Genomic DNA, 25,723 nt, shown 5'->3' on the forward strand with positions numbered 1-25,723 from the left:
GAGCCGTAAGCACAGAGCATCTGTCGTCCGGCGCGGTGCAGTCCGACCAGTTGGCGGACCAGAGCGTAACAGGAGCGAAGCTGGCCGAAGGAGCCGTAAGTACGGAGCACCTATCGTCCGGCGCGGTGCAGTCTGACCAGTTGGCGGATCAGAGTGTAACCGGAGCGAAGCTGGCCGAAGGAGCCGTAAGCACAGAGCATCTGTCGTCCGGCGCGGTGCAGTCCGACCAGTTGGCGGACCAGAGCGTAACAGGAGCGAAGCTGGCCGAAGGAGCCGTAAGTACGGAGCACCTATCGTCCGGCGCGGTACAAGAGGAGCAGTTGGCGCAAGGGGCCGTCACCGGCGACAAACTTGCGCAGATGTCCGTGAGCGGCCGACATATTGATTTCGAAGCCATCGACAGCTTGCATATCAAGCAGGAGTCGATCTCCGGCTATCATTTGTTGCCGGGGAGTATCTCGCTGATTCATCTCGAGCCTTCTATTCAAGCGTTGCTGAAGGAGCGGGTTCATGAAATTTTGAACGCTTCCCTACGATCGGAGATCGGCGAGCAAGAGGACAGTTTCGAGGAAAACAGCTTGCAGGAGATCGACCAGCCGGAAAACAGCTTGCAGGAGATCGACCAGCCGGAAAACAGCTTGCAGGAGATCGATTTGCCGGAAAACAGCTTGCAGGAGATCGATTTGCCGGAAAACAGCTTGCAAGAGATCGACTTGCCGGAAAGCAGCTTGCAAGAGATCGACCATACTGAGAGCGGATTACAGGAAAGCATTCTGCTGGAATCGGATCTGCAAGAAAGCAACCTAGAAGAAAGTACCTCACAGGATTGCGGACTTGCCGCAGAAATTGAAGTTGTCTTGGCTGATACAGCAGAGCTTGGAGACCGGATACAGGACGGGGATGAAGAAGCCGACTTCGTACTCGACATCCCGCCCGTGCTGCCTGAACCGGCAGATGTGCTGTATCTGGAGGAAGAGCCTATCCTGCTGGAGGCATCTGCTCCAAGGATTGAACCCGTTACAGTCGTTTCTCCGCAGCCGGTAAGCCAGCAGTTCGGCCTTGCTTCCTTTGAATTGGAGGAAGGGGAGGAGCAAGCGGACATCATGATCTGTTTCGGTACGGCCTATGCGAATGAACAATATGCACTTGTCGCGACGGTCACAGACCCGCATTGCTACGCGGTGATCAAGGAGAAGCGCACGGAAGGAGCTACGTTCACGATCGTTCGCAGCAAGTCCTCGGCAAAGCTCCTGGGATTGGTGAACTGGATCGGAATCGGCGTGCAGGCTGCAGCAGCAAATTGAATCAGTTAAGCAGAGGAACGTCCCCGGTGGTCCGGCGGATGTTCTTCTCGCTTTTCTCATATTCACGGTTCTCTGGCCAGCTGGTCCATCGATTTGATGACGGTTAGATTCACAGGTCTTTAACAGCGATAACTTCAAAAGAAGCTTTCAAGCCCAGGTCAGTCCGCTGGAATTTGGAAGCTTCTTTGCCTTGTAGGTTCGGCAAGTAACAAAGGCAGCCTGACAAAACTTGATTACGCCATGACGTTCAGTTGCTGAAGCATTCCTACAAAATTCCGGGCGTAAGCCTGCGGGGAGAAATTCGTCTGCACATGCTCAAGGGCTGTTGTGCGGATACGTTCGCGCAGGCTCCTGTTCTTCAGCAGCTTGGTAATTTGCTCGGCTGCATGTTCCGGGTTCCCAAGACGGTAATATTTGCCCGTCCGGTTGTGAAGAATGCTCTGGAAAACCCCGTCGGTATCCGATGACACAATCGGACAGCGGCAGCTCATGGCCTCCAGCAGCGAGTAGGGAGCGCCTTCGGTTTTGGAGGTTGAGCACAGCATCCCCCCGGAATCGCCGATGATCGAGAAATAAGCAGCCATCTTGGAGTGAGGAACGTTGGAGAACAGCTTGAGATTGCCTCCCAGGCCGTATTGATGGACAAGCTGCCGGAAGTCGGCCCGTTCACTCTGCTCGGAGAGCTCGGCGTCCTCGCACATCCAGAGCCGCAGAGTGGGGAATTGCTGTGCGATCAGCAGGCGGCCGATCTGCAGAAACTCGCGCCAGTTCTTGTTGTCCTCCAGTCGTCCCAGCCACCCCAGTATAGGCTGGGCAGAGGGACGGGAGGGACGGTAAGAGAATTCGGCGGTGTCCAGACAGTTATTGAATTGAAATTGAGGCATCTGCGGGTAAAGCTCGTCAAACAGTGCGGAGATATGGGGTGTCCTAGGATGCAGTAAGCCGGCGGCATACTTAGCTACAACAGGCTGTGCCTCGGTAAGTATGCTTCTCGTCGCAGCGTGGGAGCCCAACCCCTGAATTTCTAAGATGAGACTTCCGGTAAAGCCGAGGCTGCGGAACCGGGGCAGCGCCCAATAGTCCGAAACGATGACCGCAGCCTCATAGGCATGTTCACTTAGCAGCTGGCGGATCTGAGTATCGTCATTCGTGAGGAAGGAGGGAATGTCTCCGAAATTTTGCATCCCGGAGCCCGGACGGTAGTACAGACAATGGCCCTCAATACCGACAGACCGCAGGGCCTTGCACCGCTGCCGGTTCAACGTTTCGACCCCGCCGCTCGGTACATAGAATACAAAGAGAACCTTCATATAGACTCACACTTCCTGTTTACTCGAGCTGCGTTAGCTCGGCATGCTCATGGGTAATGCGGGCAACGACGACTCCTCCCTGCAGAAGTTCCAGATGGATGCCGAGCGTGCTGCGATTGCGGATATTCGTGGCGATTTGCAGGATGAACGGCTGAAAGCCGGTGATGATGTTAGAGGCCGCATAGACCGAGTGACTTTGTCCGAATCCATACACATGAAGAAGCTCAAGCAGCAGCATCCGCTCGGGATGGGACGCTTAGACGAGCAGATCGAATTCTCTTCCGTCCAAATTATGCACGTACAGATTGAATGACTCTACATGTTGGGAGGGAGTTGATCGGCGTATGAACATCGGACGACAAGTAGAACAGAGCCATGGTCAGCAAACCTCCAATACCTTGATATTTCCATTATATGAACAACGTGAAGGAGAGGATTGGACATGCGCCTACAGCCTCAGCGCTCCCCTGGCCAGTTAGGGAGGAGAACTCGCATTGGCGTAGGTTTCCCGGAGACCTGAGGAAATGTCATAGGCGGGGCGCCAGGCCAGTGCAGCGAGGATCTTGCGGTTGTCGAGGCAGCTATGCCGGATATCTCCCTGACGGGAGGGCAAGTAGTCGGCCTCTACCAATGCTCCGCTCAGCTTTTCCAGCTCGCGTACTAGGGTATTCACGGTTACGGGCCGGCCTGTGCTGACGTGGAATGTCTGCTGTCCGCCCTCGACTATGCATGCGAGATTGGCTTGCACGACATCCCGAACATAGACAAAGTCCCGGGTCTGCTCTCCGTCTCCGAAGATACGGATAGGCTGGCCCTGCTTCAGGCGGTCGGTGAACAGCGCCACAACGCCGCCCTCCCCTTTGGCTTGCTGACGGGGACCGTAGACATTGCCATAGCGGAGGATCGTGTAGGACAAGTCGAATAAGCGGTGAAACAGGCGGATGTATTGCTCTGCGGCCAGCTTGGATAGCCCATAGAACGAGATGGGGGATACGGGATCGCCTTCCTCGATAAGTTCCTTCTCCAGATCTCCATATACACCAGAAGTGGAGGCGAATATAAGCTTGCGCACGCCGGCTTCCCGGCAGGCTTCGAGCATATTCAGTGTCCCTAACACATTAACCCGGGCATCGTAGCCCGGCTGCTTCACGGATTGCTGCACATCCGCCTGTGCGGCCAGATGGAATACAAGATCAGGCTTGAGACGGACGGCCAGCGCTTTGGCCTCGGGACTCTCGACATCATGCTGGTGCAGCAGAGCCTGGGGGTGAACCTGGCCGAGATGACCCGTACTCAAGTTATCCAGCACGTGGACCTGAGCCCCCCGTTCAATCAGCGCATCTACCAGATGAGAGCCGATGAAGCCGGCCCCTCCCGTTACGATTGCTTTCATCTTCCGTGTATCCTCCTTCCTTCAGCTGGATGACCAGCCTTTTCATATCGTATGTGGACTGAGGTACATTGGCTTAGGCCTGCAGGTAACGGGCGGGAGCCAATTTTCATAGGTTCATGGTATTCGTCCACTAGACATGTGGGGAGGGTGCATATCATACCAGCATGACTCTAGGTCGATCAATATCTGAGCCTTAGAAGGGAGACACGCAAATGAAGGGGATTATACTGGCGGGCGGTACGGGCACCCGGCTGCGTCCGCTCACAAGTATCGTCAATAAACATTTGCTGCCGGTCGGCAAATACCCGATGATCCACTACGCGCTGGTAAAAATGGCGGAAGCCGGGATTGAGCAGGTGCTCCTCATTACCGGCAAACAGTCCGCAGGACTCTACGCCGACTATATCGGAGACGGTCAGCCCTGGGGGCTGCAAGTCAGGTTCGGTATTCAGGAGGAAGCCGGAGGCATCGCACAGGCGCTAGGTCTGGCCGAAGCTTTCGTACATCCCGGAGAGAAGCTGCTAGTGCTGCTTGGTGATAATTTATTCGAGGAATCGTTTCGTGATCCGGTGCAGTCGTTTGCCGTCAGTGGCAAAGGAGCGCATGTATTTCTGAAGCAGGTCGAAGACCCCCGCAGATATGGAGTAGCCGAGATAGCTGCAGGGCTGATTACCCGAGTGGTGGAGAAGCCCGAGCAGCCGCCTTCCTCCTATGCGGTTACGGGGGCCTATTTGTATGACTCGGCCGTCTTTGACATTATCCGTCATCTCCGGCCCTCGGCACGGGGAGAACTGGAGATCACCGATGTCAACAACGCATATGCGGCCCAAGGATTGCTCAGCTACAGTCATCTTGCGGGCTGGTGGACCGATGCGGGGACTCACCGGTCTCTGCTGGAAGCCGGGGCCCGTCTACTGGAGGAGGAGGAGTAATGGCCGCCATTCTCGTGACGGGAGCCATGGGCTTTATCGGAAGTAATTTTGTTCTTCACTGGATGAGGCAGCATCCTCATGACCGGGTGGTTGCGCTCGATGCGCTTACGTATGCCGGCAATACGGAGAACGTGGCTGCGGTATCCGGCCTGCCTCATTTTCGGTTCGTCCATGGCGATATCGCTGATGCCCAATTGATCCATCAACTGTTTGTGGAGGAGTCGATCGACACGCTGGTGCACTTTGCCGCCGAGTCCCATGTAGACCGCAGCATCGCAGATCCTCAAGCGTTCGTGAGAACGAATGTGCTCGGCACTCAATGCTTGCTGGAAGCGGCGAGGCGGGGACAGGTACGAAAGTTTGTGCATATCTCGACGGATGAAGTATACGGTTCGCTGGGCGACGAGGGGTATTTTACCGAAACGACGCCTCTCGCACCTAACAGCCCGTACTCAGCCAGCAAAGCTGGCTCCGACTGTCTCGCCCGGGCTTATTATGAAACCTTCGGATTGCCTGTGGTGATCACACGCTGTTCCAACAATTATGGCCCTTACCAGCATCCGGAGAAGCTGGTGCCGACGATTATTACTCAGGCCCTCCGGGATGAGCCGATCCCTGTGTATGGGGATGGGCGCAACGTGCGAGACTGGCTCCATGTAGAGGATCACTGTGAGGCTATCGCGTTGGCTATCACACAGGGGGTGCCTGGAGAGGTCTACAATGTCGGCGGGCATAACGAGCGGACCAACCTGGAGGTAGTCCGTACTGTACTGGCTGAGCTGGGCAAGCCGGAATCGCTGATTCGTTTTGTGCCGGACCGGCCCGGCCATGACCGGCGCTATGCGATCGACGCTTCTAAGATCGGGCGTGAACTAGGCTGGAGGCCCCGGTATACCTTCGAGCTGGGGATGAAGCAGACTGTCGAATGGTACAGCGGACATACCGCCTGGTGGACGCGCTGGCTGCAGAGGGAGGAGGGGACATGAAGCTGCTGATCACCGGAGCAGGCGGGCAATTGGGCCGAGACCTGGTCAGGGTGCTGGAGTCTGAGCATACCTGCTATGCGCTCACCCGGGAGGAGCTGGATGTAACGGACGGCGACGCTTTAAGCGGGCGGATCCGCTCGATTGCTCCCGATGCCGTCATCTACGCGGCTGCCTACACCCAGGTGGACCAGGCGGAGACGGATCTGGAGATGGCATTCCGGGTCAATGCGGTCGGTGCGGGACATGCGGCGATGGGAGCGGAGGCAATTGGTGCCGCCATGGTTTATGTAAGTACGGACTACGTGTTTGACGGCAAGAAAGGCACGCCCTATCTGGAAACAGATCCGGTCAGTCCGTTAGGAGCGTATGGGCGGTCGAAGCTGGCAGGCGAGCAGTTGACCCGAGAACTCAGCAGCCGCCACTTCATTATTAGAACATCATGGCTGTACGGAAGGGACGGCAGCAACTTCGTGACCAAAATCTTGGCGGCCGCCGGCCAGAGGCCGGAGTTGACTGTCGTGGACGATCAATTCGGATCTCCCACCTATACGGTGGATCTGGCCTCTTGCATCGGCCGGATGCTGCAGACGCAAGCTTATGGGACCTACCATGTAGCCAATCGCGGCTTCTGCTCGCGCTATGCGTTCGCCGAAGCGATCCTCGCTGCGGCCGGCCGCCATGACGTCATCTTGAACCCGGCCAGCTCGGAGGCATTCGTCCTGCCTGCCCAGCGGCCGGAGAATTCGGCGCTCGCTGATAGGGGGCTTCGCCGGGCGGGGATCCCGCGGATGCGGGACTGGAAATCCGCTCTGGAGCATTTCATCGACAGCGATTATCTGCTGAAGGGATGACCGGACTGGGTCTGTCTGACGGGTTGACCGGAATGGAATGAATGATTCAAGTTTTGTTAGGGAGAGGATAAGAAGTGCAGGCTAACAAGCGGCGCACAAGCGCAGCGAGGAGGGGGACGCAGGCCGGCTTGCAGGAAGGGCGTGCGGCGGGCTATGAGCACGGGTACCATTACGGCCGCTGCGAAGCGATCCGAGCGCTCGTCGCACCGCCGGAGCCGGACCGCCTTCATAATCTGAAAGTATTGTTTATTCCTCAAGGATTTCAGGCCCTCGATCAAGGCGTGGCGGGCGGGCTGAGCCGTCATGTACGGGAGTTGATCGTCGGTACGCCGGAGCGGATGGCGGAGCTCGCCGAGATGCATAGACCGGACCTGATGATTGTATTGAACGGTCTTCACGTGTTTCCAGGCGACCATCTCGAGCAGGTGGACTGTGTACGGAGTCTGGGTATACGGACGGTGATCTGGTTCGCCGACGATCCGTACTTCACGAATTTCACGGCCGCCATAGCACAGCGCTACGATACGGTCGTCACTCACGAGCAGAGCTGTGTGCCCTTCTACGAGCAGGCCGGCTGTGCTCAGGTGCATTACCTGCCGCTGGCGGCGGATACGGGCCTGTTCCGTCCTCTGTCTGTGCCTCCTGCCTACCGAAGCGATATTTGCTTCATCGGGATGGCCTTCTGGAACCGAGTCCAGTTCTTCGACCAACTCGCCCCTTACTTGCGGGGTAAGAAAGTATTTATCGGCGGAGGGCTGTGGGACCGCATGTCCAATTACCGGATGGTCAAGCGCCATGTCCGTTCCGGCTGGATACCTGTCGAGGAGTCGGTGATGTACTACAGCGGGGCCAAACTGGTCATTAACCTTCACCGTGGACATGATCACAAGACCGACAATAAAAATGCGCAGGGGGTGCCTGCTCTGTCTGTGAATCCCAGGACATATGAGATTTCGGCCTGCGGTACTTTGCAGCTGACGGATGTGCGGGATGACTTGACCTGTTATTATACGCCGGGTGTCGATCTGGACGTATATAGCAGTCCTCAGGAACTGATTGACAAGATCGACTATTATCTGAAGCATGAGGATATACGGAGAACGATGGCCTGCAATGGACTGCGCCGGACGATAACGGAGCATTCGTTTATGAGCCGTATCGGCCAATTGATGGGCTTGCTAGGTTACCAATAACAAATAGTCAAGAGGAGGAACGGCCAATGCCGAAAACAGCGCTTCAACGGAATTCGAGAGCAGCTCTCGGCCGGCAGCATGGACGCGAGCAAGGTCTGCAGCTCGGCCTCGCCTACGGCTACCATTATGGACGCTGCGAGGCGATCATGCGCCAGGTGCCGCAGCGGGCGGAGGGGCGGTGGGACGTCCGGGTACTGTACGTTTCCTCAGGCAAGGGCTTTCCATACTCACCGCTGGATGCTTCGATTATTGAGGCTCTGCGCGAACTGGTCAGGGAATTGATTGTACTTACGCCCGTCCAGGATATTGTAGCTACCGCTCAGCAGATCCGGCCGGATATCGTGATCGTTCTAGACGGTATGAACTACGCTGTGGAGCGGATCGACGCGATTCGAGCAATGGGTATCCGTACGGCCGTCTGGCTGACAGATGATCCATACTACACGGATATCACGCTGCCTATGGTGCTGCATTACGATACGGTGTTCACGCTCGAGCTGGAATGCGTGGATCTTTATCGTCAGAATGGCTCCGCCCAGGTTCATTATTTGCCCTTTGCGGCCAATCCGAACATTTTCCGGCCCAAGCCAATTCCGCTTGAGTTCCGCTATGATATTGGCTTCATCGGCTCCGCATATTGGAACCGCGCCTATTTCTTCGATCAGGTCGCTCCTTTTCTAGCCAAGCGGCATACGTATATTTCCGGGATATGGTGGGATCGGCTCAAAAACTACAAGCTGCTCAGCAACAAGATCGAGCTGGGCAAGTGGATGGGAGCTGAAGAGACGGCGGTTTACTACAACGGGATGAAAATCTCGATCAATCTGCACCGCTCCGTCGCTGACGAGAGCTTCAACAAAAACAGCAGGCTGATCGGAGCTGTATCGCCGAACCCGCGTACGTTCGAGATTGCGGCCTGCGGTACCCTGCAGCTCACGGATGTGCGCAGCGATCTGGCCCGCTTCTACACCCCGGACCATGAGATCGTCACCTATGCATCGCCTGAGGAACTGAAGTATAAGATCGATTATTACCTGCACCATGAGGAAGAGCGGAGAACGATTGCGCTTAACGCTTTGCGCCGCACGATGACGGAGCACACGTATTCGCAGCGGATGGCCCAGATGCTGCGGCTGCTGTTCGGGTAAAATGGGCGCACATCCCGGGCACCGGGCGTTCTTCATGCATACGCTGTAGGGATGCGCATGCTTGAAGGAGGCACCGGATATGAAGAAGCGAAAAATACGCAGTGCGCGCGCCCGACGCGCTGCTGTAAGTCCCCGCGGTACGCGGGTCAAACGTAAGTCAAGAGGTGTGGGCAAGGCCATTAGACGGCGCAAGCTGCAGGGCCTGAGGAAACCGGCTGTCCGCCGGGCGGCAAGGGCGCTCAGAAAACGGCGCAGAGGCGTGCGCACCGTCGTCCGGCGCAGGAGGAGGACCAGAGTCCGCGCCGTGCGGCGAGGCAGAGGACGGACTTATTCGAGGGCGTACCGCGCTGCATTCAACAAGGCTTACAACGAGGGCTTTCGCCTTGGAATGGAGCAGGGAATCAGGGATGGGCAGCTTCAGGGCTAACCACCTCATCCCCTAGTATTCCGCTTGGCGGCCGCTGGGACTTAAGGTATCAGCAGCCGCCTCACTCGTGCAGAGCGGGATCGCATGCCCGGGCGACCGGTCCTTGGGAGAAAGCTCGAGTCTGGAGCCTGGGACAAGCCCGGTCCCGATCCTGCACAACTGGAGATGTATGGTAAATTGGCAATCTTATAGCCATTGCTGGCTGTTTTCCTTACATATATACAGGTGAGCAATAATAGTTAAGGTTTAAGCGGCCGGGAACTCACGGTCGTTTTTTGATGTTTTGCGGCTTACACGCTAAAGATCCATGGATGTCCCTGTCAAATTGTACGAATGGACGGGGGTTAAATGACGTGCCGTCACAGTTGTCCCCCTAATATATTGGTAGGGACCTAGAAGATGAGCGCATACACAAGATTCGTAGGGGAACAAGCAAAGATCGAATGCCGGAGGTGAGCGTCGTGCCCATCGCGTCAAGCGAGAGAGGCATCAGGCGATTTCCTATGAAAATCATGCTGTTTTCGCATATTGGCGGAAGCCGGATCATCACAGGTGCTGAGAAATACCTGCTGCTGTTGACACGGGAGCTGGGCCGGTATGCAGATTGCACGCTGGTCGTTCCGGAGGAGGGGCTGCTGTCAGGAGCGGCCAAGGCCGCAGGCATCCGTACGGTCATCCATGAGGTTCCCGTAGTCTGGCAAATGTTCAATCCAGGCCCTGGTCTAGTGAGGGACGTGGAGGCGAAGCTCAATCAGGGTGAACATAAGGGTATCATCAATCTGCTTCATATGCATCAGCCCGATCTGGTGATTGTCAATACTTGCCTGAATGCTCTCCCGGCTGTAGCAGCCAAGACCCTGGGTCTGCCGGTCGGCTGGTTCGCTACCGAGAAAATTACGGAAAACGATTGGACCGGTTTGACTGTCGGGTTCATGAATCGTTACTCCGATTGGATCATCGGGATCTCCGAAACGACGCTTCGCCCTATCCGCACTCATTTGGCGGAGTCCGGGGCCAAGGTGCATCTGCTCCCGCCGACTTGGCTGCTTGAGGAGCTTTGTCCGGGCAATTGGCCGGAACACCGGGAGGTTAGACGGCTGGAGCTGGGTATTCGCACCCAGCAGCAGTTGATCGGCTACATCTCCTCCAGCCTGCATGAAGAGAAGGGTCTCGAGCACTTCGTGACGATGGCGGTCGAGGTGGCGTTGAGGCATCCCCACAGCCGATTCCTGATTGTAGGGAATGTGACGGATAAGGCATACTTTGACCGCTGTTCGCAGCAAATCAAAGCCTCCGGCTGCGGGAACCGCTTCCACTGGAAAGGCTTCGACCCCCGGATCGATACATTGTTCCCGGCGCTGGATATTCTGGTGGTGCCGAGTCTGATTGACGAAGGCTTCGGGCTGACAGCGGCCGAAGGGCTGCTGTTCGGCATCAGCGTCGTGGCTTACCGGGCCGGAGGTCTGGAGGAAATCATGCTCACCATCGGCAACGACTCAGGCCTTGTCGAGAAGGGCGATGCAGCGGGATTGGCCGTACGTGTCCTAGCTCTCCTCGATTCCGGTGCGGCAGGGCTCGAGGAGCGGAGAGCCGCCAACCGCGCATCCATCGAGGCAGCTTATGGAATCGAGGCTTATCGGCAGCGGCTGAAGCTTCTAGTTACGCAGTTTCAAGGGGGCGTCCAGCAATGGCGCGACCGGTTGCATGCGCAACCGATCCGGTTCCTTGACCCGCGGTTTCTGGTCAAAGGAGAGCATAGCTCAGCCGTCTTCCTGCTGGAGCATGGGGAGAAGCGCCCGTTCGCCTCGGAGGAAACGCTGCGCTTTTACCGGTACGGCTGGGGAGATGTTCGGCAGGTTCCGGATGCGCTGCTGGCTACGATCCTTACGGGTGCGGAGATCCGGCATAAGCCTCCGTCCGTTGCGAACCGTCCGTTCGCCATGCTGGCGAAAGGCTCTGGACCTGCTGTCTACCTGCTTTCGCATCAAAGGAGGCAGGTGTTCGCCTCCGCGCTTGCGATGCGGCAGCGGGGTTACTCGCCGGATCGAGTGGTACAGCTGCCTGACGAGGAACTGCTTCAGCTGCCACTGGGCGAACCTCTTAGGGCCTGCCCAGCGGGGAGAGGGAAGCGGGTACAGCGGACCCGCCGTGCAAGGAAAGGCAGACGGCTTCTGAGACGCCGTTTAGGGAAAGAGAAGCGGGTGCTGCGATCCGGCCGTGTGAGCCGAGGAGGGCGGACGCTCCGGACTCGCCATACAGGGAAAGCCAAGCGCCGGGTAGGCAAGGCCCGGCACCGCTCATCCCGAATGGTGTCTCGAGGGGGGACCAGACGATCCGCACGAAGACGTGCCCGCCGAAATACAGGCTGAAGCAAGTGGCACGGACAATCATTCCGTGAGAAAGGTGATGAGTATGAAGATCGTTACGATTCTGGGCACGAGGCCTGAGATCATCCGGCTCAGTTTGATTATAAACAGGCTGGATGAATTGGCCGACCGCCATGTGCTCGTTCATACGGGGCAGAACTTTACGCACAGCCTGAGCGATGTGTTCTTCGAGGAGCTTGGCCTGCGCTCTCCCGATTATGTGTTGAGACATCAAAGCCCTGCGCTCGGAGTGCAGTTGTCCGCGATGTTCGGTGAAGTGGCGGATATTTTGGAGCGCGAGCGACCGGATAAAGTACTGCTGCTCGGCGATACGAACAGCGCGCTATGCGCCATTCTGTCGGAACGTATGGGGATTCCGGTGATGCACATGGAGGCCGGCAACCGTTGCTTCGATCTCCGCGTGCCGGAGGAGAAGAACCGCAAGGCTATCGATGCCGTATCCACAATCAACATGCCGTATACGCTGCAAAGCAAGCAGAATCTGCTGCGTGAGGGCGTTCCTTCAGACCGAATCGTGCTGACTGGCAATCCGATCTATGAGGTGCTTCAGACCTATGCTCCGCGCATTGAATCCAGCCTTATTCTGGAGCGCCTTGGGCTAACGACTAAAGACTATTACCTCGTGACGGCTCACCGCGCGGAGAACGTGGATGTACCGGAGCACCTGCAGCAAATTTTGAAGGCCTTGAATGATATTGCCTCACGCGATAACCGCCGTGTCATCTGCAGCATTCATCCCCGGACCCGCTCCCGCATAGCCGCCCTCGCCGAGCATCACCTCCATCCGCTGGTGGAGTTTCACGAGCCGTTCGGCTTTTTCGATTTTGTCCGTCTGGAGCGGGAGGCGCTATGCGTGCTGACCGATAGCGGGACCGTACAGGAGGAATGCTGCCTGTTCCGCGTGCCTACCGTAACGATGCGTCATACGACGGAGAGGCCGGAGACAGTAGATTGCGGCAGCAATGTGGTGACCGGACTAGATGCCGGACTCATCGCAGAGGCCGTGAAGCTGATGACCCGGATGCCGGCGGACTGGGTGTTCCCGGAAGGGTATACGGACAGCGATGTCTCGTCCAAGGTCGTCAAATTTGTACTGGGAGGAAAGCCACATGTTTAAAGGAAGCACGATATTAGTGACCGGAGGAACCGGGTCCTGGGGGCAAGAGCTGGTCTCCCAACTGCTCGAGTACGATCCGAAGTCGTTGATCATTTTTTCAAGAAACGAATCCACGCAGGTCGCGATGAAGCGGCAGTACAACGACTCCCGTCTTCAATTCTGTATCGGCGACGTTCGCGACAAGGAAGCGCTGATCATGGCAACACGCGGTGTGGATTACGTGTTTCACCTGGCTGCTCTGAAGCATGTCCCGGTCTGCGAGGACCAGCCCTATGAGGCGCTGAAGACCAATATCGTAGGTACACAACATGTTATCGAGGCTTCTATGGAGAATAAAGTGAAAAAAGTCATCAACATCTCCACGGATAAAGCGGCCAATCCGTCCAACTTCTACGGGATGACCAAGGCGATTGGAGAGAAGCTCATCATCTATGCGAATCTGCTTCGCTCGGATACGACCTTCGTGTGTGTACGGGGAGGCAATGTGCTGGGCACCAATGGCAGCGTTATTCACCTGTTCAAGAAGCAAATTGAGGAGAACGGCCGGGTCGGTATTACCCACAAGGAGATGACGCGTTTTTTCCTGACGGTGGAGGAGGCCATCGCTCTGCTGTTGAAGGCGGCCATAGAAGGCGTAGGCGGCGAGATTTTTATTATGAAAATGCCGACCTGTAAAATCTCAGATCTCGCTGAGGTGCTTGCTGATCATGCCGGGGTCGCCAAGCTGGACTTCGAGGAGCTCGGGGTCCGTCCCGGCGAGAAGCTGCATGAAATTCTGTATACGGAATTCGAGGCGCAAAATTCAGTCATATTTGACGAGGATTATGTGGTGGTGCTTCCGACGGTGGATACTCCCAGGCTTAAGGAGGCTTACGGGCATTGCCGCAGGGTAGGGGACGATGAATACTCCTCGGCCTACTCACTGATGAACAAGGAGCAAATTCATCAGATGCTGCGAAAAGGCGGTTTTCTGTGATGAAGGTGCTGGTTATCGGGGGTCATGGCATGGTTGGACATATGCTGCTCCGTTACTTGGCGGCATCGACTGCTCATGAGCTCTATTACACGGTTCGGCCTGTACTGGCCGAACCTGAGGACGACAGGCGCATTGAGCTTCCCGGTGCCCGGCTGTACGTGGATGTTACAGACTGGCAACGGGTCTCGCATGCCGTGCAGCTCGTCCGGCCGGATGTTATCGTTAATGCCGCCGGTATTCTGAACGATTGCGCGCGTCAGCGTGAGGTAGAAGCCTATGAAGTGAACGGGATGCTGCCGCACAGGCTCGCCCGTCTGACCGAGAGCCTGGGTTCGAGGCTGATTCATATCAGCACCGACTGCGTATTCAACGGAGAACGAGGGAAGTACGAAGAGCGGCATGTGCCGAATGGAGAGTCCGTCTATGCCCGCACCAAAGCGCTGGGGGAAGTGAGCGCATTTCCCCATCTGACTGCCCGCACGTCCATCATCGGCCCGGAGATCCGCAAGGAAGGCGTTGGGCTGCTGCAGTGGTTCCTCAGGCAGAAGGGGGAAATCAAGGGCTTCACCCGTGTGCATTGGAATGGGGTCACTACGCTGGAACTGGCCAAATTTATCCGTCATGCGTTGGGTCGTGCGGAAGCTATGACAGGAATTGTGCATCTTACGGCACCTGAGATCGTGAGCAAGCATGACCTGCTGCTGTTGTTCCGCCGCATATTCGAAAAGTCGGATGTGACCGTTCACCAAGATGATGCGATCGTGCTGGACCGCACGCTGCTGAGCACACGTAAGGATCTGGACTATGAAACGCCGGATTACGAAACGATGCTGAATGAGCTGAGGGAATGGATGCACATGCACCCATGAGCCGGCGCAAGATCGTAGTCACCGGCGCCTCGGGTTTTACAGGGCTTCACGCCTGCTCCCATCTTGAGAGGCTAGGTTACGAGGTGGTGGCCGTTCTTCGCCGACCCGGCGCGATGGACTCCATCCTAGCCAGCACCGCCGACGGGGGAGACGTGATCCGGGAGCATGTGATTGATCTGAACGACAGGACGGCTGTGATAGAGCTCCTGGACCGGGAAAGGCCGGACGCCCTGCTCCATATGGCCGGATTGAATGCAGTCGGCGGCTCTTGGGAGCAGCCTGTGGCTTATATGCAGCTGAATGTGATGGCCACGCTTTATCTGCTAGACGGACTCCGCCTGCTGGGTCTGACACGCTGCCGGACGCTCATCGCGGGCTCCATGCTGGGCTGCAGGCTGCGCGACGATGAGCCTCCCAGGCCTGCCCATCCTTATGGGCTGAGCAAGACGCTACAAACCTTGACCGCCTCGGCCTGGGGTCATCTGTTCGGCCTGCCGGTTTGCATCGCACAGCCGTCCAATCTGATCGGTCCTGGGGCGTCCAACGGCATATGCGGGCTAATCGGAGCGCATGTAGCGAAGCGGGAGCAGGAGGGGGAAGCTCCCCCGTTCCGCCTGACTTCACTGGAGGAGCCACGGGACTATATCGACGTCCGCGATACGGTGCGCGCTTACGGGCTCATTCTGGAGCGGGGGGAGCCAGGGGGGGTGTATCCGATAGGCTCGGGGAAGGTGCGTACGCTGGGCGGCATCGCCCGGGAGTTCGAGAGGCAGGCTAGGGTTAAAATGGAGTGGCGTATCGGCACTACCGCGGACCTCATAGGTGAACAGCTGCCCGTCCGGCTGTCGGGACTGGCGGATCCAGAGGACGAGCGGCTGGGAGCCGGGGCCTCGGCCGTCGATCTGGGGCCGATGCGCTCGCTAGACTGGGCGCCGGAACTTGCATTCGATCAGTCCGTTGCCGATATTCTGGACTATCACCGGCAGGCCGGGCAGATCAAGGGAAAGGAAGGGGGGTAAGCATGTATCCGAAGGTTTCCATTGTCATTCCGTTCTACAATGATCCTTATGTCGGGCAGGCTATTCAAAGCGCTTTGGCACAAACCTATCCGAATGTGGAAGTGATCCTGGTTAACGACGGCTCGACGGTGTATACAAACATCGTCCACCTATATGCGGATCGCATCTGTTATTTGTCCAAGGCTAACGGGGGAACGGCAAGTGCCTTGAATCACGGCATCCGTATGGCTTCCGGGGACTATATTGCCTGGCTGAGCTCCGACGATCTATTTTATCCGCATAAGCTAATGGCGCAGATCCCGTTCATGCTGGAGCGCGGGGCGGCAGTCAGCTTCTCCTCGTTCGATCAGATCGATGCTTACAACCGGGTCACTCTCCATCATGCGGTCCCGCAATTTCCACATTACGGCCTACTAGTCAGGGCGATGATCGAGACCAACCCGGTCAATGGCTGCACCGTTGTTGCCCGCAAGGATGTTCTGATCGGCTTCGGGCTATTCGACGAAAACCTGCCGTACACCCAGGATTACGATATGTGGATCAGGCTGATGCTGAACGATGTTCATTTTCACTATTATCACAGCCCGCTCGTTCAATACCGGTGGCATGCGGCGATGGGGACGGAACTGCATCGGCCGGCCATCGCCGAGGAAACGGCCAGGGTGCGCGGCAAGTACCGGCATCTGCTGGACGCGTATGCACGCAGGCATGGAGGATAGCTTCACTGTGGCATCAGGCCCGGACTTGCATAGGATAAATCATCCGGATGCCCTGCAGGACGAAGGCTTAACCAGGATCGGGAGGGGGAATGGAGAGATGCGACGTTTACGCAAATCACCAAAGGGAGCCGCCGGCAGCTCCAGGAGAGCTTCCTTGGGAGCGGCACGAATATCTGTCGTCATTCCGGTCAGGAACGAGCGCCGTACGCTGGCGGCGGTTATCCGCGAAGCCCTTAAGGTATCTCCCGGCCGTGTGGAAATCATCGTCGTCGTCAATGGCTCTACCGACGGATCGGGGACTATCGCGGAAGCGATGGGCGCCAAGGTTGTCCGGTATGAGGAGGCGCTCGGGCATGATGTAGGGCGTAGTGTAGGGGCGCTGCATGCGACCGGGGACATCCTGCTGTTTATTGATGGAGATGCTCCGGTTCCTGCAGCACAGCTGCGGCCCTATGTCCGGGCTGTGCAGAGAGGAACGGATGTGGCGCTGAACCGATATTTGGGCCCGGTGCGCAGCAGACATACCCACCCCGTCGTCCTGGCCAAACACGTGTTAAATACAGCTTTGGGCATGTCAGGATTGCAAGGGGCTTCCATGACAACGGTTCCCCATGCGATCAGCCGCAAGGCGCTAAATGCCGTCGGGGCGCCTGCGCTTAGTGTCCCCCCGCTGGCACAGACGATGGCGATATGCTGCAGGCTGAAGGTCAGGGCGGTGCATCTGGTCAATATTGGCCGGGTCAACCGTCTGCGGGGCAGACGCAAATCCCGCCAAGGCATGGATGCGGTGGGCCAATTGATTGTCGGCGATCATCTGGAGGCTCTCCACTGGTACTTGGGACAGTCTGGGAGCCGGGGAATTTATAAGGACCGAATCCGGAGACGGGAAACGGCAGGTGAACCGATATGAGGAGAGTGGAACTAAAACAGCAAACCGTCTGGAGGCCGGATAAGTGGCCGGTCTTCCGCGGAAAGAGGGGATTCGGTATCAAGGCGAAGGATGAGCCTGAATCGGCTGCCTTAATGGGACGCAAGCGGGACGTGCGGATAGCCTCTGTGCCCGTTCGCCGGGCGCCAGTCCGGACCGGGAAGGTGGCAGGTGAAAGCAATTTCCGTAAGGAGGCTGCCGTACCGGGACGCAAGCGGCGGAATGCCCAGATAGCCTCTGTGCCCGTCAGCCAGGCGCCAATCCGGACCGGGAAGGTGGCAGGTGCAGGCAGCGGTTCCCGCAAGGAGGCTGCCGTACCGAGACGCAAGCGTTCGGAGGCCCAGATAGCCTCTGCGCCCGTCAGTCGGGCGCCAACCCGGTCCGGGAAGATGGCAGGTGCAGGCAGCGGTTCTCGCAAGGAGGCTGCCGTACCGAGACGCAAGCGGGAGGCCCAGATAGCCTCTGCACCCGTCAGTCGGGCGCCAGCCCGAACGGGGAAGGTGGCAGGTGCGGGTGGCGGTTCCCACAAGGAGGCTGCTTCCCCAGAGCGGAGCAGGACTGCAGTGGCAAGTATATCGCGAGTGCTGCCTGCAGCAGGGCCTATAGCAAGGCCTTCAGCACGACCAGCAGCGGTCCGGGCACGCAGCAAGTCTCCCGTGCGGAGAGGTCTCCGAACGGCGGCGCCCAAGCGCGGCTTGGCCTCGCTGCGGAGCAAGCCGGCCTTCCGGGACGGGTACCGCATGGGACGCGAGGATGGAACTGCAGGTGTGCCGGAGGACGGAGACGGCAAGCTGCACAGCGCACTGAACCGGTGCCTGGCCAGGCGGCTTCGCTCCCTGCAGGAGACGGGGAGCAAGCTGTCCGGGTCCCGCGCGATGAGTCAGGGGTATCTGCGCGGATATTTCTCCGCCCGCCAGGAGCCGGTGCCGGATTGGGTATTGATGCCCGTGGAGCAATCCGTGGCAGTTGTCGTGACGGCGATGAACGAGCAGGCGACGATCAGCCGGACGCTCAGACAGGCTGCGCGTCTGGGGGTAGACGAGTTGATCGTCATCGTCAACGGCTCAACGGACCGCACCCTGCCGCTTGCCCGTAAGCAACCTGAGGCGCAGGTGGTCCATTACCCGCACCCGCTTGGTCACGATGTGGGGCGCGCTGTTGGGGCGCGGCTGACGAAATCGGACATCGTGCTGTTTTTGGACGGGGACATCCCCATTCCCGCCGAACGGCTGGTTGCTTTCGTCCGTGCCGTCTCTCGGGGCATGGATATCGCGTTGAATGACATCGGGCCGTATCTGGGCACCTTCGGCCGCCGAGATCAGGTTACGCACATGAAGCAATTTCTCAATGTCAGTCTCGGCCGGCGGGATTTGCAGGCCAACTCGCTAACGGCAGTGCCTCACGCGATGTCCCGTCAAGCCGTCGAGAGGCTGGGGCCTGAGCTGCTGATGGTGCCCCCAAAAGCGCAGGCGGCGGCCATTCTGCAGGGTATGCGCATCGGTGTTTCGGCGAGTGTGAACGTCATCCGCCGGAACAAGCGGCGCCGAAGCAATCAGGGGAATCTGAACCGCGTGGCGAAGCTGATTATCGGCGATCATCTGGAGGCGATCAAGCTTGCCGTCGATCAGGCCGGAGCGCGGCTGAGGTTTCCGGATAAGCAGCGTAAGCGGCTGCAGAGGGAGGAGGGGAATGCTCATGGCGATGCTGAGCATCATTATTCCCAACTATAACGGGGCGGCTATGCTGGAGCCTTGTCTAAAGTCGATCCGCCAATATGTCCATTGCCCCCATGAGGTCATCGTTGTGGACAATGGCTCGAGGGATGATTCCGTCAATGTCAGTATCCGCTATGATGTCAAGCTGATCGCCCTGCCGGATAATCGCGGATTTCCTGTGGCCTGCAATCTGGGCCTCAAGCTGGCTGCGGGGGATGAGCTGCTGCTGCTCAATAACGATACGCTGATGACCCGGGGGGCGATGGAGTCTCTTCGCCGCTGCTTGAATAGTAGTCCTGACATCGGCATCGTTGGTCCAATGACCAATTATGCCAGCGGCAGGCAGCAGATGAAGGAGCGTTTCACGACGATCGACAAGACGGCAGCCCGGATCAACGTGCCGAATCCTGCCGCCTGGCAAGAGACGACACGGATCGTTGGCCTCTGCTTCCTGTTCCGTCGCAGACTGATGGACCGGATCGGCCTGCTCGACGAGCAATTCTCGCCGGGGCATTTCGAGGATGACGATTACTGCTACCGGGCCCGTCAGGCGGGGTACCGGCTGTTGATCGCGGGAGATTCGTTCGTATATCATCACGGCAGCGCCAGCTTCAAGCAGCAGGATTCGTGGAAGGTGCAGGAGCTGATCCGAGTTAACAGGGAGAAGTTTAAGGCGAAGTGGCACATTGACCCCCGTTCTTTTATCTAATGGGGATGGGCATCCGCCCAGTTGAAGACATGCCGTCTCGCATATATTGCTAAGTAACGATGAGAAGTGTCGCCGAAGCATCCGGAAGCCGGCAGAGCCGTACAAGGTGGACGGGATTTAGCGAACCTGAACCTGATCGGCCGTACTTCCAGCGAGAGGAGGAAGCTTACATGCAAAGGCAAGTATCCAACATGATGCATCATATGGCCACGTCTCAAGAAGAAATGGTCCGTATCTTGGAAGCCAAACGTCAGGTTGCCGTGCGGATGGCCCAACTCGTCCATGCCATTCCGCCAGAATATCCCGGATTTGAGGGTGTGGAGGCACTGACGGAGAATGCGATGAGTGTGACGAAAAATATTGCGGGGTATTTGAATAGTCTGGCCGATCTGGAGGATGCGCTGGCTGATAATCTCACCTATATTATGAAGGAAGTGCAGATTCCGGCAGGCGAGGAGTAAGCGGGGGACGGGATTATTTTGACAACGGGAAATGAGGGAAGAGCGTGAGCAGAGCCGATGCGTATCACCGTATGCTGATGTCAGCAGCCAAATTCCAGCATAATATCGCGTTGATTCTTGAAGCGAAGGCGGTCGAAGCAGAGCGCTCCTGTCAATGGATCTGCGGGCACGTGAGCGGTGAACACTTCGAAAACCATGGCGACCAGTTGAAGGGAACGGTCGACATCCATGACCAGCTGCTGGAGGTCATTGACGGCATGACCAAAATGGAACGGGCGCTTGCCAAACACTTATCCGTATTGCTAGGCGAGCCGGACAGCGACGGGGGGTCCGATGACAGCGGAGGCGAGGCGGGAGACTTCTTCTCGTTCGGCGATTCCAAATGAGTTGGGCGGAGAAAGAAAACAAGGCGAAGCTTCATATGCTCAACTCTCTGGCACGCAGTCAGCGGGCGCTTACTCGTATGCTCGAAAGTATGGCCGGGCTGACCGAGTATGGGGGAGCCGAGGGGGATGGCCAGCAGGCAGAGGAGACGTCTACTTCCAGGGCAGAGGGAGAAGGGCGGCCATCTGCAGCAGCAGCCAAAGACCTGGCAGGGGGTGCGCATGCACCGTTAGCCCGGGAATGGCTGGCTCAGCTGGAGGCGCTGGGCCGTTATCAACGGGCGATGGCAGAGCGGCTCGGTCTTATCCGTATCCGCAAGCTGCGCAGCGGGGTTCCTGCCGCTCCCTGGTTGAACGGGAACGTGACGCAAGGCAGGCAGCTCCGCAGGAGCAGTCGTCGTCCTGCAGCGGCGCCGCACGGTATAGGAGATAAGGTGGGGGCATACGCCGACCAGGCGAATTGAACGGGAGCGAAGCTTCCCAGTTTCAATTCGCCTAGTGGCCTGGTGCCGGGAGTGGCGCTTGCCGGAATGGATCGCCAGAGCCAGCAGCCTTAGAGCCCCTTCCAGTTCATGATCAGTCCTCCATGCACGAACCCGCCCCCGAAGCCGAACAGCAGCAGGCGCTGTCCGGGCTGGAACAGGCCTTCCCGTACGCCCTTATCCATAGCAAGCGGGATCGTTGCCGCCGACGTATTGCCCAGCGTTTCGATCGTGTGCAGGGTCCGCTCCATAGAAATGCCGAGCTTCTCGGTGACCGATTCGATGATCCTCAGGTTGGCACTATGGGGAATGAACCAGTCGAGCTCTTCGACGGACAAGCCCGCTTGGCTCAGCAGCGCATTCACACCTACCGGAATCGTCTGGACGGCGAAGCGGTATACCTCTCGGCCATTCTGGACCAGCTTGCCGGTTCCCTTCAGCTCCTCTCCGTTCAGAACGGAAGCATTGAGCGTACGGTACAGATGCTTGCCCCCGGAGCCATCGCTTCCCGCCGTGTACGCGAGGAAGAGCGGCTGCGCATCCGGAGCCTCATCCCGTTCCAGCAGAACGGCTGCACCGGCATCCCCGAACAGGATGCAGCTCGTGCGGTCTGTGTAGTCCGTAATTTTGGACAAGGTTTCCGCTCCGATAACGAGCGCTTTCCTGCATAAGCCGGAGCCGATCATGCCATCGGCGACCTGCAGGCCGTAGACGAACCCGGAGCATGTTGCGCTCAGATCGAAGGCCAGCGGAGATGCGATACCGAAGTGATGCTGCACCAGGGGGGCCGTGGCGGGAAATGAAAAATCCGGCGTGCTCGTGGTGACGATGATCAGATCGACGTCCTTGAGTTCGGCGCCGTAGCGATCGACGAGATTTTGCACAGCCCCTATGGCCAGATGGCTAGTGAACTGCGTCTCCGACACGATGCGCCGCTCGCGAATACCCGTCCGCTGTACAATCCATTCATCGTTGGTGTCAACCATGCGTTCCAGATCGGCGTTAGTCAGTACGCGATCGGGCAGGCAGCTTCCGATACCGGTCAGCCGGGATTGGAAGGCGCGTGCGCTTGTCAGGGGAAAAGATCCATTAATCATCAAGAAGCACCTCTTTCGGAAGAAGGAATCGAAATCATTCGCATGAATTATGAGTATGTTCCATGACTTGATATTAGTACTTGGTACTAATTATAGTGGGAATGTTTCAGATGTCAACCGTCATTGAATGGTGTCAGATTGATTTGAGCAAAAAAATTCATCAGATAGCTGGGCTTCTGTCGTGAGTTGGATGAGGCTGCTCAGCATCTAGGGTAGACGCATAAGCGTTCACCGGTATTCGGACCTAAACGCCGTCGGGCGAGTGCCTGTGTGCTTGCTGAAGCAGCGGACAAAATAAGAAAACGTCACGAACCCCGTAGCCTCCGCAATGTGGCCGATGGGCTCGCTGGTGTGGATGAGAAGCTGCTTGGCCTGCTCGATCCGGTAGCGGGTGAGATAATCGAGCGGCGTGCAGCCGAATGCCTTCTTCATGCAGAGAGCGATATAATTGGCGTGAAAATGCAGCTGCTCCGACAGTTGCTTATAGCTCACCTGCTCTCTGTAATGCAGACGCAAAAAAGCTGCGGCTGCGTCCGCCAGCGCCAGCTGAGGGTCGTTGGGTGCGGGGCTGCCTTCCTCCTGCAGATGAAGCAGCAGCTGTTGGAACAGGCCCTGCTGCCGGAATCGTGCCACAGCTTCCGGGCTCTCACGGAGCTGAAGAATTTCCCGCAGCCTAGCGTAGGCCATTTCCTTGGCCCGCAGTTCCCCGATTCGCGGAACGTGGAACACGAAGGATTCGATTTGCAGATAAGGGTCGGAGCTCGAGGGCGTGACGAAAGGCCCTCGTTCCGTCACTTCGCTCCAATTACCTGGTGTTTGAAAATGCAGCCAATAGAAGTGGGTCTCTTCGCTGCAGGGCATTGTGGTCCAGTGAGAACGGTCAGGCCGGAGGATGGCGAAGTGTCCGGCAGGGATCGTGAGCGGCAGTCCTTCTTCGGCCATATGCAGGCATCCTCCGGTCACGGCAAGCAGGTCGAATACGCCGATGCTGGAACGGTCGGCATGTCTGCCGCCTGCAGGATAGATGTCTTCCCCGGAAGTCAGATAATGAGGGATAGGCGGAGAGGTGAATCGGAACATTAGGGGAGTTCTCCTTTGATTGTGATTTCCTTTTATCATAAGCATATAGAAGCGGAACTGCTAGTTATTCTTCGAGAGTCATAGGTTGTAATCCGTCAAAAACAGGTTGTTATCGGCTATCGTTTCCTCCCGCCTAAGCATGCTATAGTCGTCTCAGAGCAGGGCACTCGGTTGACAAGGGAGACGATCATATTGGAGATCATGGCCAGGAATTTGATGGAAACAGCCTTCCAGGCACTGCCGCTTGGTGCGATTAAACCTGCAGGCTGGCTGTGCAATCAGCTTCGTATCCAGGCCGACGGGCTGACCGGACATCTGGAGGAGCATTGGAGCGACGTGGGGCCGGATAATGGCTGGATCGGCGGCAAGGGCGAGAGCTGGGAACGCGGACCGTATTATGTAGACGGCTTGCTGCCGCTGGCTTATCTACTGGAGGATGAGAGACTGATCGCCAAGGCGCAGCGCTGGATTGAGTGGTCGCTCGCAAGTCAGCGAGAGGACGGTAATTTTGGCCCGCAGGGTCCCATTCAAACCGTCAATCAGGATTTGGACAAGAAGCAGGACTGGTGGCACTACATGATCATGCTGAAGGTGTTCACGCAATATGCTGAGGCATCCGGCGATGAACGGGTGATTCCGTTTCTGACGGGATTTTTCCGTTATGTGCAGGGTTCGATCGAAGCGCATCCGCTCCAAGGCTGGGCTAAGGCGCGCGGAGCCGAAATGATGCTCAGCATCCTGTGGCTGCATAAGCGCACGGGGGACGATTTCCTGGTCACTCTGGCGAATCACGTAGCGGAGCAGACGACGGATTGGACGGATATCTTCCATGATTTCCCCTACTGGCGTAAGGTAGAGGAATGGGATTGGACGACGCATGTGGTCAACGTGGCGATGGGGATTAAGACACCGGGTGTTCGCTACGAGCTGACGGGCGACGACGTGGAGCGCGCGGCGGTTCATCGCGGTATCGACAGTCTGATGACGTACCACGGTCAGGCGCATGGAATGTTCTCCGGCGACGAGTGGCTGTCCGGTACGAGCCCCAGTCAGGGCGTAGAGCTCTGCGCCGTAGTGGAATACATGTTTTCGATGGAGCAGCTGACCCGGATCTTCGGGGAAGGCAGGTTCGGTGATATTCTGGAGAAGGTCGCATTCAACGCGCTGCCCGGGACCGTCTCCGCAGACTGGACTTCCCATCAATACGATCAGCAGGTCAATCAGATTCTCTGTAATGTCGCGCCCCGCGACTGGAGCAACGGACCTGAGGCGAATGTGTTCGGGCTTGCGCCGAACTTCGGCTGCTGCACGTCCAACATGCACCAGGGCTGGCCCAAGCTGACGGCTCATCTGTGGATGAGCGACGGTCACGGCGGCTTGGCGGCCGTTTCCTATGCGCCGAGTACGGTGAGCGCCCAGGTGGGCAGCGGTGCTACCGCGACGATCCGGGTGAGCGGTGAGTATCCGTTCCGCGACAGGGTCGTCCTCGATATAGAACTGGACCGCGCTGGCGAATCGTTCGCGATCTCCTTCCGGATTCCGGTCTGGTGCGAGGCACCGACGCTTGCGATTGGTGGCGTTAACGTTCCGCTGAATGCTGTTCATGGATATGCCAGGGTGGACCGCGAATGGAACAACGGGGACCAACTGATTCTGACGCTGCCGATGGAAGTGAAGACAACGTCCCGCAACCTGTGCGCGATCAGTGTAGAGCGCGGACCGCTCGTCTATGTGCTGCCGATTCAAGAGAATTGGCAGCTGCTGACCAAGCGGGAGAAGTTCCACGATTGGGAAGTTTACCCCGGGTCGCCCTGGAAATACGGTCTGCGTGCAGACCTTGCTTACGAAGTCCAGGAATCGGATGTGCCCTACCAGCCCTTTGATGCGGAGCAGGCTCCTGTGCGGCTCAAGGCCTCCGGACAATTGGTTCGGGGCTGGAAGATGGAAGGCAATAATGCCGGAACGCCGCCGCTGCATCCGGATGTGGCTGGACAAGAATGGATAGAGCTGACGCTCGTGCCTTACGGCAGCGCACGCCTGCGCATCGGCGAATTTCCGCTGATCGGTACAAGGAAAAGGAAGTGGGCAGCCGATCGTTAGGAGAACGTCGTTCTTCGGAATGAATCGGCATCAGTCTGATTTTGCTGGAACACACCTCTTCTCTGGTTGATATGGAAGCCCGGCGCTTTCACGTACCAGGATGAAGCGGTGTTTTTCGGTTTGGGCAAAGCCTGAAC

The 25,723-nt window shown here is 57.7% G+C and carries 26 protein-coding genes and 1 pseudogene; 21 read left to right on the forward strand and 6 right to left on the reverse strand.

Annotation, left to right across the window (positions count from 1 at the left end; all coding sequences use genetic code 11):
• Positions 1–600: 600 nt before the first annotated feature.
• Together WMW72_RS35685 and WMW72_RS35690 are read left to right on the forward strand one after the other, a co-directional pair.
• A pseudogene (locus WMW72_RS35685) lies at positions 601–807 on the forward strand (hypothetical protein); the annotation flags it as partial.
• Between the two features lie 296 nt (positions 808–1,103).
• On the forward strand, positions 1,104–1,304 hold the full coding sequence (locus WMW72_RS35690) for a WIAG-tail domain (protein WP_423227600.1): 201 nt from the start codon (positions 1,104–1,106) through the stop codon (positions 1,302–1,304).
• A gap of 233 nt (positions 1,305–1,537) precedes the next feature.
• On the opposite strand, the gene WMW72_RS25430 is transcribed toward WMW72_RS35690, so the two are convergent.
• From WMW72_RS25430 to WMW72_RS25440, 3 genes are all read right to left on the reverse strand, one after another.
• Positions 1,538–2,614, reverse strand: a complete 1,077-nt coding sequence (locus tag WMW72_RS25430) for a glycosyltransferase family 4 protein (protein ID WP_341418389.1) — start codon at positions 2,612–2,614, stop codon at positions 1,538–1,540.
• A 19-nt stretch (positions 2,615–2,633) separates the two neighbouring features.
• Positions 2,634–2,852 carry a hypothetical protein gene (locus WMW72_RS25435; protein WP_341418390.1) on the reverse strand — a complete coding sequence of 73 codons (219 nt, stop codon included), beginning with the start codon at positions 2,850–2,852 and terminating at the stop codon, positions 2,634–2,636.
• Between the two features lie 237 nt (positions 2,853–3,089).
• Entirely contained in the window at positions 3,090–4,007 is a 918-nt protein-coding gene (locus WMW72_RS25440; RefSeq protein ID WP_341418391.1) for an NAD-dependent epimerase/dehydratase family protein, read from the reverse strand.
• Between the two features lie 212 nt (positions 4,008–4,219).
• Between WMW72_RS25440 and WMW72_RS25445 the strand changes: the two genes are divergently transcribed.
• The 18 genes from WMW72_RS25445 to WMW72_RS25530 all read left to right on the forward strand — a co-directional run bounded on the left by WMW72_RS25445 (position 4,220) and on the right by WMW72_RS25530 (position 21,291).
• Positions 4,220–4,939 (forward strand): sugar phosphate nucleotidyltransferase, encoded by a 720-nt coding sequence (locus WMW72_RS25445; RefSeq protein WP_341418392.1) that lies wholly within the window; start codon positions 4,220–4,222, stop codon positions 4,937–4,939.
• Entirely contained in the window at positions 4,939–5,925 is a 987-nt protein-coding gene (gene rfbB, locus WMW72_RS25450; RefSeq protein WP_341418393.1) for a dTDP-glucose 4,6-dehydratase, read from the forward strand. The genes WMW72_RS25445 and rfbB overlap by 1 nt, the downstream gene beginning before the upstream one ends.
• The gene (rfbD, locus tag WMW72_RS25455) at positions 5,922–6,776 is read left to right on the forward strand and encodes a dTDP-4-dehydrorhamnose reductase (protein ID WP_341418394.1); all 855 of its coding nucleotides are present in this window, start codon (positions 5,922–5,924) and stop codon (positions 6,774–6,776) included. The genes rfbB and rfbD overlap by 4 nt, the downstream gene beginning before the upstream one ends.
• A gap of 74 nt (positions 6,777–6,850) precedes the next feature.
• Positions 6,851–7,969: a CgeB family protein gene (locus WMW72_RS25460; RefSeq protein WP_341418395.1), complete on the forward strand. Its 1,119-nt coding sequence runs from the start codon at positions 6,851–6,853 to the stop codon at positions 7,967–7,969.
• A gap of 26 nt (positions 7,970–7,995) precedes the next feature.
• Positions 7,996–9,117 carry a CgeB family protein gene (locus WMW72_RS25465; protein ID WP_341418396.1) on the forward strand — a complete coding sequence of 374 codons (1,122 nt, stop codon included), beginning with the start codon at positions 7,996–7,998 and terminating at the stop codon, positions 9,115–9,117.
• 79 nt (positions 9,118–9,196) lie between these two features.
• Complete coding sequence (locus tag WMW72_RS25470; protein WP_341418397.1) at positions 9,197–9,544, forward strand: hypothetical protein; 348 nt, start codon at positions 9,197–9,199, stop codon at positions 9,542–9,544.
• Positions 9,545–10,047: 503 nt separating this feature from the next.
• Entirely contained in the window at positions 10,048–11,913 is a 1,866-nt protein-coding gene (locus WMW72_RS25475) for a glycosyltransferase family 4 protein (RefSeq protein WP_341418398.1), read from the forward strand.
• Between the two features lie 43 nt (positions 11,914–11,956).
• Positions 11,957–13,048, forward strand: a complete 1,092-nt coding sequence (wecB, locus tag WMW72_RS25480; protein ID WP_341418520.1) for a non-hydrolyzing UDP-N-acetylglucosamine 2-epimerase — start codon at positions 11,957–11,959, stop codon at positions 13,046–13,048.
• Positions 13,041–14,024 carry a polysaccharide biosynthesis protein gene (locus WMW72_RS25485; protein WP_341418399.1) on the forward strand — a complete coding sequence of 328 codons (984 nt, stop codon included), beginning with the start codon at positions 13,041–13,043 and terminating at the stop codon, positions 14,022–14,024. The genes wecB and WMW72_RS25485 overlap by 8 nt, the downstream gene beginning before the upstream one ends.
• Positions 14,024–14,893 (forward strand): SDR family oxidoreductase, encoded by an 870-nt coding sequence (locus WMW72_RS25490; RefSeq protein WP_341418400.1) that lies wholly within the window; start codon positions 14,024–14,026, stop codon positions 14,891–14,893. The genes WMW72_RS25485 and WMW72_RS25490 overlap by 1 nt, the downstream gene beginning before the upstream one ends.
• Positions 14,890–15,912, forward strand: coding sequence for an NAD-dependent epimerase/dehydratase family protein (locus WMW72_RS25495; RefSeq protein WP_341418401.1), 1,023 nt, complete (start codon positions 14,890–14,892; stop codon positions 15,910–15,912). The genes WMW72_RS25490 and WMW72_RS25495 overlap by 4 nt, the downstream gene beginning before the upstream one ends.
• 2 nt (positions 15,913–15,914) lie before the next feature.
• The gene (locus tag WMW72_RS25500; protein ID WP_341418402.1) at positions 15,915–16,631 is read left to right on the forward strand and encodes a glycosyltransferase; all 717 of its coding nucleotides are present in this window, start codon (positions 15,915–15,917) and stop codon (positions 16,629–16,631) included.
• A gap of 97 nt (positions 16,632–16,728) precedes the next feature.
• Positions 16,729–17,541: a glycosyltransferase family 2 protein gene (locus tag WMW72_RS25505; protein ID WP_341418403.1), complete on the forward strand. Its 813-nt coding sequence runs from the start codon at positions 16,729–16,731 to the stop codon at positions 17,539–17,541.
• Positions 17,538–19,289, forward strand: a complete 1,752-nt coding sequence (locus WMW72_RS25510; RefSeq protein WP_341418404.1) for a glycosyltransferase family 2 protein — start codon at positions 17,538–17,540, stop codon at positions 19,287–19,289. The genes WMW72_RS25505 and WMW72_RS25510 overlap by 4 nt, the downstream gene beginning before the upstream one ends.
• Positions 19,255–19,983, forward strand: a complete 729-nt coding sequence (locus tag WMW72_RS25515; RefSeq protein ID WP_341418405.1) for a glycosyltransferase family 2 protein — start codon at positions 19,255–19,257, stop codon at positions 19,981–19,983. Before WMW72_RS25510 ends, WMW72_RS25515 begins: the two co-directional genes overlap by 35 nt.
• A 170-nt stretch (positions 19,984–20,153) precedes the next feature.
• The gene (locus WMW72_RS25520) at positions 20,154–20,444 is read left to right on the forward strand and encodes a nucleoside-diphosphate sugar epimerase (RefSeq protein WP_341418406.1); all 291 of its coding nucleotides are present in this window, start codon (positions 20,154–20,156) and stop codon (positions 20,442–20,444) included.
• Between the two features lie 44 nt (positions 20,445–20,488).
• A complete protein-coding gene (locus WMW72_RS25525) occupies positions 20,489–20,830 on the forward strand; it encodes an alpha-helical endospore appendage domain-containing protein (RefSeq protein WP_341418407.1) in 342 nt (113 codons plus the stop codon).
• Positions 20,827–21,291 (forward strand): hypothetical protein, encoded by a 465-nt coding sequence (locus tag WMW72_RS25530; protein WP_341418408.1) that lies wholly within the window; start codon positions 20,827–20,829, stop codon positions 21,289–21,291. Before WMW72_RS25525 ends, WMW72_RS25530 begins: the two co-directional genes overlap by 4 nt.
• 89 nt (positions 21,292–21,380) lie before the next feature.
• Here WMW72_RS25530 and WMW72_RS25535 read toward each other — a convergent pair whose 3' ends face one another.
• Together WMW72_RS25535 and WMW72_RS25540 are read right to left on the reverse strand one after the other, a co-directional pair.
• Positions 21,381–22,406, reverse strand: coding sequence for a ketoacyl-ACP synthase III (locus WMW72_RS25535; RefSeq protein WP_341418409.1), 1,026 nt, complete (start codon positions 22,404–22,406; stop codon positions 21,381–21,383).
• Between the two features lie 228 nt (positions 22,407–22,634).
• Positions 22,635–23,486: a helix-turn-helix transcriptional regulator gene (locus tag WMW72_RS25540; RefSeq protein ID WP_341418410.1), complete on the reverse strand. Its 852-nt coding sequence runs from the start codon at positions 23,484–23,486 to the stop codon at positions 22,635–22,637.
• A gap of 216 nt (positions 23,487–23,702) precedes the next feature.
• On the opposite strand from WMW72_RS25540, the gene WMW72_RS25545 reads away from it, so the two are divergent.
• On the forward strand, positions 23,703–25,586 hold the full coding sequence (locus WMW72_RS25545) for a beta-L-arabinofuranosidase domain-containing protein (protein ID WP_341418411.1): 1,884 nt from the start codon (positions 23,703–23,705) through the stop codon (positions 25,584–25,586).
• Here the strand turns inward: WMW72_RS25545 and WMW72_RS25550 are convergent.
• A complete protein-coding gene (locus WMW72_RS25550) occupies positions 25,583–25,714 on the reverse strand; it encodes a hypothetical protein (protein WP_341418412.1) in 132 nt (43 codons plus the stop codon). The two genes, WMW72_RS25545 and WMW72_RS25550, sit on opposite strands and share 4 nt — an antisense overlap.
• Positions 25,715–25,723: the final 9 nt, after the last annotated feature.

It is taken from the genome of Paenibacillus filicis, from assembly GCF_038070315.1.
GTDB classification, from domain to species: Bacteria; Bacillota; Bacilli; order Paenibacillales; family NBRC-103111; genus Paenibacillus_G; species Paenibacillus_G filicis.

What these genes read in the sequence shown, in the direction of transcription:
- WMW72_RS35690 (WP_423227600.1), top strand. Translation starts at nt 1,104, where the DNA reads ATGATCTGTTTCGGTACGGCCTATGCGAATGAACAATATGCACTTGTC.
- WMW72_RS25430 (WP_341418389.1), bottom strand. Translation starts at nt 2,614, where the DNA reads ATGAAGGTTCTCTTTGTATTCTATGTACCGAGCGGCGGGGTCGAAACG.
- WMW72_RS25435 (WP_341418390.1), bottom strand. Translation starts at nt 2,852, where the DNA reads ATGCTGCTGCTTGAGCTTCTTCATGTGTATGGATTCGGACAAAGTCAC.
- WMW72_RS25440 (WP_341418391.1), bottom strand. Translation starts at nt 4,007, where the DNA reads ATGAAAGCAATCGTAACGGGAGGGGCCGGCTTCATCGGCTCTCATCTG.
- WMW72_RS25445 (WP_341418392.1), top strand. Translation starts at nt 4,220, where the DNA reads ATGAAGGGGATTATACTGGCGGGCGGTACGGGCACCCGGCTGCGTCCG.
- rfbB (WP_341418393.1), top strand. Translation starts at nt 4,939, where the DNA reads ATGGCCGCCATTCTCGTGACGGGAGCCATGGGCTTTATCGGAAGTAAT.
- rfbD (WP_341418394.1), top strand. Translation starts at nt 5,922, where the DNA reads ATGAAGCTGCTGATCACCGGAGCAGGCGGGCAATTGGGCCGAGACCTG.
- WMW72_RS25465 (WP_341418396.1), top strand. Translation starts at nt 7,996, where the DNA reads ATGCCGAAAACAGCGCTTCAACGGAATTCGAGAGCAGCTCTCGGCCGG.
- WMW72_RS25470 (WP_341418397.1), top strand. Translation starts at nt 9,197, where the DNA reads ATGAAGAAGCGAAAAATACGCAGTGCGCGCGCCCGACGCGCTGCTGTA.
- WMW72_RS25475 (WP_341418398.1), top strand. Translation starts at nt 10,048, where the DNA reads ATGAAAATCATGCTGTTTTCGCATATTGGCGGAAGCCGGATCATCACA.
- wecB (WP_341418520.1), top strand. Translation starts at nt 11,957, where the DNA reads ATGAAGATCGTTACGATTCTGGGCACGAGGCCTGAGATCATCCGGCTC.
- WMW72_RS25485 (WP_341418399.1), top strand. Translation starts at nt 13,041, where the DNA reads ATGTTTAAAGGAAGCACGATATTAGTGACCGGAGGAACCGGGTCCTGG.
- WMW72_RS25490 (WP_341418400.1), top strand. Translation starts at nt 14,024, where the DNA reads ATGAAGGTGCTGGTTATCGGGGGTCATGGCATGGTTGGACATATGCTG.
- WMW72_RS25495 (WP_341418401.1), top strand. Translation starts at nt 14,890, where the DNA reads ATGAGCCGGCGCAAGATCGTAGTCACCGGCGCCTCGGGTTTTACAGGG.
- WMW72_RS25500 (WP_341418402.1), top strand. Translation starts at nt 15,915, where the DNA reads ATGTATCCGAAGGTTTCCATTGTCATTCCGTTCTACAATGATCCTTAT.
- WMW72_RS25505 (WP_341418403.1), top strand. Translation starts at nt 16,729, where the DNA reads ATGCGACGTTTACGCAAATCACCAAAGGGAGCCGCCGGCAGCTCCAGG.
- WMW72_RS25510 (WP_341418404.1), top strand. Translation starts at nt 17,538, where the DNA reads ATGAGGAGAGTGGAACTAAAACAGCAAACCGTCTGGAGGCCGGATAAG.
- WMW72_RS25515 (WP_341418405.1), top strand. Translation starts at nt 19,255, where the DNA reads ATGGCGATGCTGAGCATCATTATTCCCAACTATAACGGGGCGGCTATG.
- WMW72_RS25520 (WP_341418406.1), top strand. Translation starts at nt 20,154, where the DNA reads ATGCAAAGGCAAGTATCCAACATGATGCATCATATGGCCACGTCTCAA.
- WMW72_RS25530 (WP_341418408.1), top strand. Translation starts at nt 20,827, where the DNA reads ATGAGTTGGGCGGAGAAAGAAAACAAGGCGAAGCTTCATATGCTCAAC.
- WMW72_RS25535 (WP_341418409.1), bottom strand. Translation starts at nt 22,406, where the DNA reads ATGATTAATGGATCTTTTCCCCTGACAAGCGCACGCGCCTTCCAATCC.
- WMW72_RS25540 (WP_341418410.1), bottom strand. Translation starts at nt 23,486, where the DNA reads ATGTTCCGATTCACCTCTCCGCCTATCCCTCATTATCTGACTTCCGGG.
- WMW72_RS25545 (WP_341418411.1), top strand. Translation starts at nt 23,703, where the DNA reads ATGGAAACAGCCTTCCAGGCACTGCCGCTTGGTGCGATTAAACCTGCA.